This window comes from Streptomyces spongiae, from assembly GCF_009377185.1.
Lineage (GTDB): Bacteria > Actinomycetota > Actinomycetes > Streptomycetales > Streptomycetaceae > Streptomyces > Streptomyces spongiae.
The window spans coordinates 1-9,803 of the sequence record NZ_VJZC01000372.1 but is presented as its reverse complement, the minus strand read 5'-3'; the positions used below and the strand labels follow the sequence as shown (position 1 = coordinate 9,803).

At 69.5% G+C, this 9,803-nt stretch carries 14 protein-coding genes; 12 read left to right on the top strand and 2 right to left on the bottom strand.

All coding sequences use genetic code 11. From position 1 onward, the window contains the following. Positions 1–193: 193 nt before the first annotated feature. The 5 genes from FNH08_RS54140 to FNH08_RS34665 all read left to right on the top strand — a co-directional run bounded on the left by FNH08_RS54140 (position 194) and on the right by FNH08_RS34665 (position 2,441). Positions 194–277 carry a putative leader peptide gene (locus FNH08_RS54140; RefSeq protein WP_350807544.1) on the top strand — a complete coding sequence of 28 codons (84 nt, stop codon included), beginning with the start codon at positions 194–196 and terminating at the stop codon, positions 275–277. 162 nt (positions 278–439) lie between these two features. After that, positions 440–1,285 (top strand): sulfurtransferase, encoded by an 846-nt coding sequence (locus FNH08_RS34680; RefSeq protein WP_152775492.1) that lies wholly within the window; start codon positions 440–442, stop codon positions 1,283–1,285. Between the two features lie 82 nt (positions 1,286–1,367). Further along, the gene (locus FNH08_RS34675) at positions 1,368–1,655 is read left to right on the top strand and encodes a DUF1416 domain-containing protein (protein ID WP_131563266.1); all 288 of its coding nucleotides are present in this window, start codon (positions 1,368–1,370) and stop codon (positions 1,653–1,655) included. 131 nt (positions 1,656–1,786) lie between these two features. Then, positions 1,787–2,044: a DUF3099 domain-containing protein gene (locus FNH08_RS34670; protein WP_152775491.1), complete on the top strand. Its 258-nt coding sequence runs from the start codon at positions 1,787–1,789 to the stop codon at positions 2,042–2,044. Positions 2,045–2,057: 13 nt separating this feature from the next. Beyond that, complete coding sequence (locus FNH08_RS34665) at positions 2,058–2,441, top strand: VOC family protein (RefSeq protein WP_152775490.1); 384 nt, start codon at positions 2,058–2,060, stop codon at positions 2,439–2,441. Positions 2,442–2,451: 10 nt separating this feature from the next. On the opposite strand, the gene FNH08_RS34660 is transcribed toward FNH08_RS34665, so the two are convergent. Beyond that, positions 2,452–2,814 carry a DsrE family protein gene (locus tag FNH08_RS34660; protein WP_152775489.1) on the bottom strand — a complete coding sequence of 121 codons (363 nt, stop codon included), beginning with the start codon at positions 2,812–2,814 and terminating at the stop codon, positions 2,452–2,454. A 251-nt stretch (positions 2,815–3,065) separates the two neighbouring features. Between FNH08_RS34660 and FNH08_RS34650 the strand changes: the two genes are divergently transcribed. The 6 genes from FNH08_RS34650 (at position 3,066) to ygfZ (ending at position 8,442) form a co-directional block, all read left to right on the top strand. After that, entirely contained in the window at positions 3,066–3,641 is a 576-nt protein-coding gene (locus FNH08_RS34650; RefSeq protein ID WP_152775488.1) for an FABP family protein, read from the top strand. A gap of 359 nt (positions 3,642–4,000) precedes the next feature. Then, positions 4,001–4,666, top strand: a complete 666-nt coding sequence (locus FNH08_RS34645; RefSeq protein WP_152775487.1) for a hypothetical protein — start codon at positions 4,001–4,003, stop codon at positions 4,664–4,666. A gap of 16 nt (positions 4,667–4,682) precedes the next feature. Next, positions 4,683–6,371 (top strand): N-6 DNA methylase, encoded by a 1,689-nt coding sequence (locus tag FNH08_RS53705; RefSeq protein ID WP_322725982.1) that lies wholly within the window; start codon positions 4,683–4,685, stop codon positions 6,369–6,371. Continuing rightward, on the top strand, positions 6,368–7,000 hold the full coding sequence (locus FNH08_RS53260) for a restriction endonuclease subunit S (RefSeq protein ID WP_322725981.1): 633 nt from the start codon (positions 6,368–6,370) through the stop codon (positions 6,998–7,000). The genes FNH08_RS53705 and FNH08_RS53260 overlap by 4 nt, the downstream gene beginning before the upstream one ends. A 28-nt stretch (positions 7,001–7,028) precedes the next feature. Beyond that, on the top strand, positions 7,029–7,466 hold the full coding sequence (locus FNH08_RS34630) for a Fur family transcriptional regulator (RefSeq protein WP_322725980.1): 438 nt from the start codon (positions 7,029–7,031) through the stop codon (positions 7,464–7,466). 10 nt (positions 7,467–7,476) lie between these two features. Continuing rightward, the gene (gene ygfZ, locus FNH08_RS34625; protein ID WP_152775486.1) at positions 7,477–8,442 is read left to right on the top strand and encodes a CAF17-like 4Fe-4S cluster assembly/insertion protein YgfZ; all 966 of its coding nucleotides are present in this window, start codon (positions 7,477–7,479) and stop codon (positions 8,440–8,442) included. Positions 8,443–8,462: 20 nt separating this feature from the next. Here the strand turns inward: ygfZ and dtd are convergent, their stop codons facing one another. Continuing rightward, a complete protein-coding gene (gene dtd / locus FNH08_RS34620) occupies positions 8,463–8,888 on the bottom strand; it encodes a D-aminoacyl-tRNA deacylase (RefSeq protein ID WP_152775485.1) in 426 nt (141 codons plus the stop codon). 278 nt (positions 8,889–9,166) lie between these two features. Here dtd and FNH08_RS34615 point away from each other — a divergent pair, with 278 nt between their 5' ends. Then, positions 9,167–9,784 carry an RsiG family protein gene (locus FNH08_RS34615; RefSeq protein WP_228034532.1) on the top strand — a complete coding sequence of 206 codons (618 nt, stop codon included), beginning with the start codon at positions 9,167–9,169 and terminating at the stop codon, positions 9,782–9,784. Positions 9,785–9,803 lie beyond the last annotated feature (19 nt).

Sequence of the window (9,803 nt, the reverse complement as noted above, 5' to 3'; positions counted from 1 at the left end):
GCCCCCACACCACCCACCTGTCCGGCAGGCGAGACACAGCCGTCCGCACAGCAGATGCGGCCGCCGCCGGCCCCGCGCGGACCCCCGGCGCAGACCGCCCGCACGGGCCACCTTTCCCACATCCCGGACGATCGCATCTCAATATGCGACACACCGGTGACATGCCCGCCTGTCCGTCCCTACGATCGAGCGCATGAAGCAGCGACAGGCGGACCTCACGAAGCGGCGGGCAGTAGACCTGTGCCGCGTCGCCGCCATGCTCTGTCGCGCTGTCTGACCGGGAGTGTCGCCTCCCGATTCCCCGGCCCTTCGATTTGACTCAGGGCCACCCGTGCGCCGCGCAGGCCGACCGGATCCATGGACTCCATGGCCCCGCCGCGTGCCCGCACCGAAGTCTCTACGCACAGCCCCGCCGCAACTGCCCCGGAGGAGAAAGAGCATGAGCCGCAGCGACGTCCTGGTCGACGCCGACTGGGTCCAGGAGCACCTGGACGACCCGACGATCGCCCTCGTCGAGGTCGACGAGGACACGTCCGCGTACGAGAAGAACCACATCAAGAACGCCATCCGGATCGACTGGACCCAGGACCTCCAGGACCCGGTACGCCGTGACTTCATCGACCAGGAGGGCTTCGAGAAGCTCCTGTCGGAGAAGGGCATCGCCAACGACACCCAGGTGATCCTCTACGGCGGCAACAACAACTGGTTCGCCTCGTACGCCTACTGGTACTTCAAGCTGTACGGCCACGAGAACGTCAGGCTCCTCGACGGCGGCCGCAAGAAGTGGGAGCTCGACGCCCGCGAGCTGGTCGACGGTTCCGAGGTGCCCGAGCGCGCGAAGACCGAGTACAAGGCCAAGCCGCAGGACACCTCGATCCGAGCCTTCCGTGACGACGTGGTCGCCGCGATCGGTTCGCAGAACCTGGTCGACGTCCGCTCCCCCGACGAGTTCTCGGGCAAGCTGCTCGCTCCCGCGCACCTGCCGCAGGAGCAGTCGCAGCGTCCGGGTCACGTCCCGAGCGCCCGCAACATCCCGTGGTCCAAGAACGCCAACGACGACGGCACCTTCAAGTCGGACGACGAGCTCAAGGAGCTCTACGCCGAGGAGAGCGTCGACCTGGCCAAGGACACCATCGCGTACTGCCGGATCGGTGAGCGTTCCGCGCTCACCTGGTTCGTGCTGCACGAGCTGCTCGGTGTGGAGAACGTCAAGAACTACGACGGCTCCTGGACCGAGTACGGCTCCCTCGTCGGCGTGCCGATCGAGCTCGGCGCCAACAAGTAAGCCCCCCGCAGGCAAGCACCACCGCAGGACAGCAAACCCGACCACCCGACCGACCCTCTGGTCAGAACCTCTGGAGAAACACATGTGTGGAGCGAAGGCCGGCGGGCCGGACGCCTCGACGATCAAGCCCGGTGAAACCACCATCCAGGGCCAGGTGACCCGCAACGGCGAGCCGGTGGTCGGCTACGTCCGTCTCCTGGACTCGACGGGCGAGTTCACCGCCGAGGTGCCCACCTCGGCCACCGGACAGTTCCGGTTCTACGCGGCCGAGGGCACCTGGACCGTGCGCGCCCTCGTTCCCGGCGGCACCGCCGACCGCACGGTGGTCGCCCAGACGGGCGGCCTGGCGGAGGTCGCGATCGCCGTCTGACGTCGTCAGACGTCAGCCGTCAGACGACGGCACCGAACGGCCGAAGGGCCGCGCCCCCGGGTGTCCAACCCGTGGGCGCGGCCCTTCGCCGTGCCGTATCCGGCCATGCCTCGCGGGCCTACCCTGGAGGTATGCAGGCACGTCGGCGTCACCTCTACTTCGCCATGATGGGGACGTGTCTCGCGCTCTTCGTCCTGGCCTGGGGCGTCGTACGGCTGTGGTCGGTTCCGGTGGCCGTGGGCATGTGCGTGGTGGCGATGGTGATCCCGCCGGTGGCCGCGATGGTCGCCAACCGGCGCGGGCCCGACGACCGCTGGTGGGACGACCCCTCCGGCGACCCGCAGTCCGACGAGTGGTGGGACGAGCTGGACGGGAAGAAGCGCCGGTAGTACGAAGGTGCCCATGCCACGCGCGAAGGTCTCCACCGTTGTGCTCGACGCGCACGACGCACAGGAACTGGCCGACTTCTACGTACGGTTGCTCGGATACGAGGTGCGCCGCGAGGAACCCGGCTGGGTGCTCACCGGGCCCGCTGACGGCGACGGGGTCTCGCTGGCCTTCGAGACCGAGCCCGAGTACGTACGTCCCGTCTGGCCGACCAGGCTCCCCGGCGACCAGCAGATGATGCTGCATCTGGACGTCGAGGTCGACGACCTGGAGGGCGAGACGACCCGGGCGGTCGCCGAGGGCGCCGTACTCGCCGATTACCAGCCCCAGGACGACGTACGGGTGCTGTTCGACCCGTCCGGGCACCCCTTCTGCCTGTGGGTGGAGACCGAGGAGTGAGCCGGGCGTCTCAGTAGACGAGCGCCTGCGTCCCGTCCGCCATCGCCTCCTGGACGAAGACCTGGGCGCCCGCGATGCGCACGCCCTCGATGACGTCCTTCTCCGTGATGTCGCGGCGGGCCGCGCACTGGGTGCACAGGGTGAGGCTGCCGCCCGCGAGGACCGAGTCGATCAGGTCGGGGAGCGGAGCGGCGTGCGGGAGCTCGAACTCGGCGGCACGGCCCGGCAGCGCGAACCAGGCGGACTCACCGGTCAGCCACAGGGACACGTCGACACCGCTGGCCACGGCCACCGCCGCCACGGTGAACGCCTGAGAGCACCGCTCGGGCGCGTCCGCCCCGGCCGTCACCTTGATCACGAGCTTCTTCGGCATGCCCGCATGGTAGGTCCTCAGCCGGCTCAGGTGCTGAGCCTTACCTGACGGAGAGGGCCCGATCCCTGCCGCGTAAGCTGGGACCCGGCCCCGTACACGCTCAACCCCCGCTCAATCGAGGAGCAACCCCGTGGAGATCTTCTTCGAAGTCCTGCTGGCCCTTGTCTGCGTCGGCGTCCTCGCCTTCGCCGGGCTGACCGTGAAGAAGCTGTACCAGGGCCAGCGCTGACCGACGTCCAGGAACTTTTCCCATGATCGAGATTCCGTCCGACCTGCACAAGGACCTCGTCCCGCTCGCCTTCCTGCTCGGTAACTGGGCCGGAGCGGGCGTGCACGACTTCCCCGGCTCCGAGAAGTGCAACTTCGGCCAGGAGGTCACCTTCACCCACGACGGCCGGGACTTCCTGGAGTACCACTCCCACACCTGGGTGCTGGACCAGGAGGGGAACAAGGTACGGCCGCTGGAGACGGAGTCCGGCTTCTGGCGGATCGACGCCGACCGCAAGGTCGAGGTGACGATGGTCCGCGACGACGGTGTCGTCGAGGTCTGGTACGGCGAGCTGGCCGACAAGAAGCCGCAGATCGACCTGGTCACGGACGCGGTCGCGCGCACGGCGGCCTCGGGGCCGTACACGGGCGGCAAGCGGCTCTACGGCTACGTCAAGAGCGACCTGATGTGGGTCGGCGAGAAGCAGACCCCCGAGGTCGAGCTGCGCCCGTACATGTCGGCGCACCTGAAGAAGGTCGTCACCCCGGAGGAGGTCGAGCGCTGGGCCAAGGCCCTGCCCGACGACATGCCGGACGACGGGATCGCCTTCTTCAAGTAGGCGAACTTCAGGTAGGCGACCTCTTCGATTCGTAGTGGCCCCAGCACCGTGTCCGTGTGCTGGGGCCACTGCGCTGTTTCGGAGCGCGCTCGAAACAGTTCGAGGCTGGGGTTAACAGATTCGTTCAGCAGTGCACTGCGCTTGCATCGCTGATGGTCTTGTGGCTACGGTGGACACGCCGTAACGCAAGAACCCCCGGCAACGCTGAGCGCTACCGGGGGTTCAAAAGAAATGCCGTGCTCCGGGTGGCGTGCTGTGCAGAGGCGGGCCCAGAACTTTCGCTGACCACCGTATCACGGTGGTCTCTTCTCGTACTGGACCGAGCTGGGCGACGCCATGCGCGAAAGAGGGGGATCACCATGACCGAGAAGCTGTCCGAGTGGATGTTGCGCGCCTTCTCCGGCCTCAGGATGGCGCGTTACGTCCACGCGGCGCACGGCAACACGGTCGTGGCCGGTCGGCTGTACTGGTGGAACGTGGAGGCGTCCGCCGCGCTGTACGGCTCGCTCCACTGCCTGGAACTGGCCCTGCGTAACGCCCTCCACCACCAGCTTTCCCTCGCGTATGGCAGGGCCGACTGGTGGGCGAAGGCCCCGCTCAACCCCAACGGACAGCGGCTCGTGGCCAAGGCGAGGAGCAAGTGCGTACGCCGGGGGCTCGTTCCGACGGCGGACGACATCGTGGCCGAGCTGTCGTTCGGTTTCTGGGCTTCCCTGGTGAGTGGGGGATCAGGTTACGACCGCCTCTTCTGGGTGCCCGTCCTGCACAAGGCGTTCCCGCACTACTCCGGCCGACGCGACACCCTGTACGACGGTCTGTGGTCGCTGGTCCTGCTCCGGAACCGGATCATGCACCACGAGCCGATCCACCATCGTGATCTCAACGCCGACCATGCCAAGATCTACCGCGTGCTGGGGTATCTCGACCCGCGGCTGGCCAAGGAGGCGCAGGCCATGGACCGCTTCCCGGCCGTTCGCGCCAACAAGGGGTTCGTGCTCGCCGGCCTGGAGCCTCCCCGCTTCTGAATCCCGGGAGGGCGCAGTGAGTGACTTCGACGACGTCCTCGTCTCGCGGGCCGACATCGCCCGGCTCGCGGGGGTGCGGCGGCCCGCCGTGACGAACTGGGAGCGGCGCCACGGGGACTTTCCCGATCCGGTCGCGGACCGGGCGGGGAAAGGCGACGGGGTCGAGGTGTTCCGGGCCGTCGAGGTGCTGGCGTGGCTGGAGCGGCGGAGCATTCCGGCGAACGCCCGCCGGTCCGAGGAGGCAGTCGGCACCACGTACGGGGACCGGTTCCGCACGGCACTCGGAGGAGTGCGGGCCGGGGCGCTGTTGAAGGCGGTGCACCACTTGGCCGGCCCCGAGGCGGAACGGTTCCGTGGCGATCTCTCACTCGCGGAGTACGTCACCGTACTGCTCTCGCTCGTCTATGTGAGGGCATGCAGGCCCGACGAATGGCGGTCGCTGACGGCCGAAGCCGAAGCCGAGAGGTATCACTCTCCCCACTCCGGCGAGTCGTTTTTGCGCATCCTGGGGCGAGCCGTCGAACAGGGGCTCGGTGTACGCCACGACGAGTTGTTCCCCGCCTTCGCGAGGATGCGCGACGCCACCCGCGTGGCCGACAGCGTCCGGCGGCTGGACGCATGCGGACCGGTGGAACAGGCGGAACACGCGCAGGCCTTCGACTGGCTCCTGGCCCGGTACGGCGAACTCGCGGGCAGGACGGCGGGCGACTTCTTCACACCGCGCGCCGCCGCCGGCCTCCTGTCGAAGTTCGTGACCGGCGACGCCCAGGACGTCAGGAGCGTGCACGATCCCTTCGTACGAGCGGGCGAGTTGCTGTCCGCCGCGCTCGACGCCGTCGCGGAGGCCAGGGGCGAGGACGGTCTCCTCGTGGCCAGCGGGGCAGGGGTGGGCGAGCACCCGCTTGCCCTGGCCGGAATGAACCTCGCCCTTCGTGGCCGGTCCCACGCCGATCTGAGGTCCGGGCGTGTCGCGCCGTCCGCGGGGTCCGGCCCCGGGCATCGCGCGTTCGACCGCATCATCGCGAATCCACCGTTCAACGCGCGGCTCCCGGAGCAGCCTGCCGAGCACAGGCACTGGCTGTACGGCCCACCGCCCCGGCACAACGCCAACTTCGACTGGCTCCAGTACGTCGTGGCCTCACTGGCCCCCGAGGGCCGGGCCGCCGTTCTGATGCCCGACATCGCCGCCTTCTCCTCCAACCCCTCGGAACGGCGGATCCGGGCCGCCATGGTGGAGGACGGCGCGGTGGAGGCACTGATCGCCCTGCCGTCCCACCTCTTCACCACGACGAGCATCTCCGTCACGATCTGGGTGCTGCGGCATCCGCGGGGCCGCTGTGAAGAGGTCCTGTTCGTCGATGCCAGGCGATTCGGCTCGATGACCTCTCCCGGACAGAGGGCACTCGGCCCCGACGACACGGACAGCATCTTCCGGCAGTACGAGTCCTGGTTCGCGGCCCGGGCGGCGGGGCGCCCGTACGCGGGGGTCCCCGGAGTGAGCAGATCCGTTCCCCTCGCGGAGATTCGGGAACGGGACCACACGCTCAGCCCGGCCGTCCACCTCTCCAGCGGAGTCCCCTACGATCCGGCGCCCCTCGACCCCCGGAAACTGCACGCGCTGGCCGGCGATCTGGCCGAGGCGCATGCACGGGCCCGCGAGGCGGACACCACCGTCGACGAACTGCTCAGGAGGTACGGCCTGTGAACGTGGACGGCCGCGGCGATCTCCCTCAGGGGTGGCGATTCGCCGCTCTCGGCGATCTCTGCGACATCCAGGGGGGTGGCCCGGCACTGCCAAGAGGCGACCGGGCGGAGGACGGTGTCCCGTTGGTCCGTCCGGCCGATCTGCGTCACCAGAGGATCTCGGCTCACGCCGGGCTGATCCGCGTGGCCCCGGAGCAGGCGCGCGGCTGGCTCCGGCACCGGATCACCGCCGGCGACATCCTGGTGACCCGAACCGGAGCCGTGGGCCGGGCGGCGCTCGTCACCCCGCACGAGCACGAGTGGCTCCACAACACCCACCTGCTGCGGGTACGACCCCGCGATGCGGCACAGGCGCCGTACCTCGTCGCCTACCTCGCCCGCCGGGCGACGGCCGACTGGCTGGAGAGCCGGGCCGCCGGGACGACCGGCATGCGGTCGATCACCGTACGCACCCTGTCGGAGCTCCCCGTCGCGCTTCCGCCGCTGGATCAGCAACGTGAGATCGGGGCCGCCCTGGCCGCGGTCGACGCAAAGATCCGTGCCCACGAGGACATCGTCCGGGCGACCGGCGCCCTGCGCGACACGCTTTCGGAGCTGCTGATGTCGGGCCGTATGAAGACCAGTCCGTGACAGGCGTCGGCGCTTCTACACTGGGTACGTGGTGAGCACCGACTGGAAGAGCGACCTCAGGCAGCGCGGCTACCGGCTGACGCCGCAGCGCCAGCTTGTCCTCGAAGCTGTGGACACCCTGGAGCACGCGACCCCCGACGACATCCTCGTGGAAGTGAGGAAGACGGCGTCGGGGGTCAACATTTCGACCGTCTACCGGACCCTGGAGCTCCTGGAGGAGCTCGGGCTGGTCTCGCACGCCCATCTCGGGCACGGGGCCCCGACGTACCACCTGGCCGACCGGCACCATCACATCCACCTCGTGTGCCGCGACTGCACGAACGTCATCGAGGCCGATGTCGAGGTGGCTGCCGAGTTCAGGGCCAAGCTGCGCGAGAGTTTCGGCTTCGACACGGACATGAAGCACTTCGCGATCTTCGGCCGGTGCGAGGAGTGTTCCCTGAAGGGTTCAACTACCAAGTCGTAGGCTTATACACATGAAGAGTCCCCTGCTGTCCCTGCCCGGCGCCGTCCCCGCCGAGGGCGTGGACGAAGGCGTCGCCGCCCACTACGGCGACCTGTTCCGCGAGCAGCGCGCCCTCGCCGACGGCACCGGGTTCGTGGACCTCTCCCACCGGGGAGTCCTGACCGTCTCCGGTGAGGACCGGCTCAGCTGGCTGCACCTGTTGCTCACCCAGCACGTCAGCGACCTCCCGCCGCACCAGGCCACCGAGGCACTCGTCCTCTCCGCGCACGGCCACATCGAGCACGCGCTGTACCTGGTGGACGACGGCGAGAAGGTCTGGGCGCACGTCGAGCCCGGCACACAGGACGCGCTGATCGCGTACCTGGAGTCGATGAAGTTCTTCTACCGGGTCGAGGTCGCCGACCGGACGGATGACGTAGCGGTCGTCCACCTGCCGGCCGGTTCGATCGCCGAGGCCCCTCAGAGCGCCGTCGTCCGCGAGACGCCGTACGGCCGTGACCTCTTCCTGCCGCGTACGGACCTGGAGTCGTACGCCGAGAAGGCCGGCCCGGCCGCCGGGCTGCTCGCGTACGAGGCCCTGCGCGTCGAGGCGCACCGCCCGCGGCTCGGCTTCGAGACCGACCACCGGACGATCCCGCACGAGCTGGGCTGGATCGGCTCCGCGGTGCACCTCCAGAAGGGCTGCTACCGGGGCCAGGAGACCGTCGCCCGCGTCCAGAACCTGGGAAAGCCCCCGCGCCGGCTCGTCTTCCTTCACCTCGACGGCAGCGAGGTCCACCTGCCGCCGGCCGGCACGGAGATCCGCCTGGCGGACGACGGTCCGGACGGCCGGAAGATCGGCTTCGTGACCACCTCCGTACGCCACCACGAGCTGGGCCCGGTGGCGCTGGCCCTGGTCAAGCGGAACGTGCCGGCGGACGCGCCGTTGATGGCCGACACGACGGCGGCGGCGCAGGAGGTCGTGGTCGAGCCCTGAGGCTCACGCCCCCGGCGGGTTCACATCTCCAGCAGCACAGTGAACGGGCCGTCGTTCGTCAGGCCCACCCGCATCTTCGCGCCGAAGCGGCCCGTGGCCACCGTCGCGCCGAGCGCGCGCAGCTGGGCGACGACCTCGTCGACCAGGGGCTCGGCGACATCGCCGGGGGCTGCCGCGTTCCAGGTGGGGCGGCGGCCCTTGCGGGCGTCCCCGTACAGGGTGAACTGGCTGATGACGAGCAGTGGCGCGTCGATGTCGCTGCACGACTTCTCGTCCTGCAGCATCCGGACCGACCAGAGCTTGCGGGCGAGTTGGGCCGCCTTCTCCTTGGTGTCGTCGTGCGTGACCCCGACGAGGACGCACAGCCCCTCGCCCTCGATCGCGCCGACCGTCTCCCCGTCCACGACGACGCTCGCGCCGTCCACCCTCTGTACCACCGCACGCATGGGGACCATGATGCCGTGCGATGACGCGTCACTCGTACGGGGGTATTGACGGGCGCAGGGAAGAGTGCTGGACGCGAGCCCGGCAGGCTCGACCCGAGGGCACGGCCAACCGGGTGACGCGCGGTGATCATTCCTAATGATCCTTTTGATCCTTAACCCCGCATCTGGGGCTGATCGGGGACACTCGGTCACATTGCGGCCCTTTGGGGTGGCACGATGCCTGTGTTGCGGTGCGTGCGTGGGGTGCACCGCGCCGGCTGAGGGGACGGTTGAGACACATGAGCACTTCGAGTACGAGCGCGAGCACGAGTACGGGGCAGTGGCCGGTGGAGTGGGTGGAGTGGGCCGTCGGGGGCACACACCGTCCGCCCGTGCAGCGCACGAGCAGCACACCGGTGGCTCCCGACCAGTCCAGCCGGGATGTGGCACTGCTCCGGCTGGCCGAACTGCGGGCGCTGCGCCGGGACGCCCAGCGGGACGAGGCCGACCTCAGTTACGTACGGCGGCTGCTCCAGGGGCGCATCGACATCCTGCGGGCCGAGCTCGCGGGGCGGGGTGGTACGGCGGCGGCCGTCGGTCTGGTCGACCGGCTCCCGGAGATCCTCACGGACGCGCCCGCCCGGCACCGTTCCTCGGCCCGGCATGTGACGGTGGGCACTCCGTACCGCGAGGAGTACCGGGCCCTCGCCGCCGACATGCTCGCCGAGGTCGAGCTGTCCGACCTTCAGGCCCGCACGGACGAGGAGCTCGGTGCGGGACTGGGCCGTCTCGTCCGCTACGAGCAGCAGGTCTCCCGGAGGCGTCAGCAGCTGCAGCGGACGGCGGACGACTGCGGGGCGGAGATCGCGCGCCGTTACCGCGACGGGGAGGCGCAGGTGGACGACCTGCTGCTGTGAGGGGCGTGCTGCGGGGGAG

What these genes read in the sequence shown, in the direction of transcription:
- FNH08_RS34645 (WP_152775487.1), top strand. Translation starts at nt 4,001, where the DNA reads ATGACCGAGAAGCTGTCCGAGTGGATGTTGCGCGCCTTCTCCGGCCTC.
- FNH08_RS34660 (WP_152775489.1), bottom strand. Translation starts at nt 2,814, where the DNA reads ATGCCGAAGAAGCTCGTGATCAAGGTGACGGCCGGGGCGGACGCGCCC.
- ygfZ (WP_152775486.1), top strand. Translation starts at nt 7,477, where the DNA reads ATGAAGAGTCCCCTGCTGTCCCTGCCCGGCGCCGTCCCCGCCGAGGGC.
- FNH08_RS34680 (WP_152775492.1), top strand. Translation starts at nt 440, where the DNA reads ATGAGCCGCAGCGACGTCCTGGTCGACGCCGACTGGGTCCAGGAGCAC.
- FNH08_RS34675 (WP_131563266.1), top strand. Translation starts at nt 1,368, where the DNA reads ATGTGTGGAGCGAAGGCCGGCGGGCCGGACGCCTCGACGATCAAGCCC.
- FNH08_RS34615 (WP_228034532.1), top strand. Translation starts at nt 9,167, where the DNA reads ATGAGCACTTCGAGTACGAGCGCGAGCACGAGTACGGGGCAGTGGCCG.
- FNH08_RS34650 (WP_152775488.1), top strand. Translation starts at nt 3,066, where the DNA reads ATGATCGAGATTCCGTCCGACCTGCACAAGGACCTCGTCCCGCTCGCC.
- FNH08_RS34670 (WP_152775491.1), top strand. Translation starts at nt 1,787, where the DNA reads ATGCAGGCACGTCGGCGTCACCTCTACTTCGCCATGATGGGGACGTGT.
- dtd (WP_152775485.1), bottom strand. Translation starts at nt 8,888, where the DNA reads ATGCGTGCGGTGGTACAGAGGGTGGACGGCGCGAGCGTCGTCGTGGAC.
- FNH08_RS34665 (WP_152775490.1), top strand. Translation starts at nt 2,058, where the DNA reads ATGCCACGCGCGAAGGTCTCCACCGTTGTGCTCGACGCGCACGACGCA.
- FNH08_RS54140 (WP_350807544.1), top strand. Translation starts at nt 194, where the DNA reads ATGAAGCAGCGACAGGCGGACCTCACGAAGCGGCGGGCAGTAGACCTG.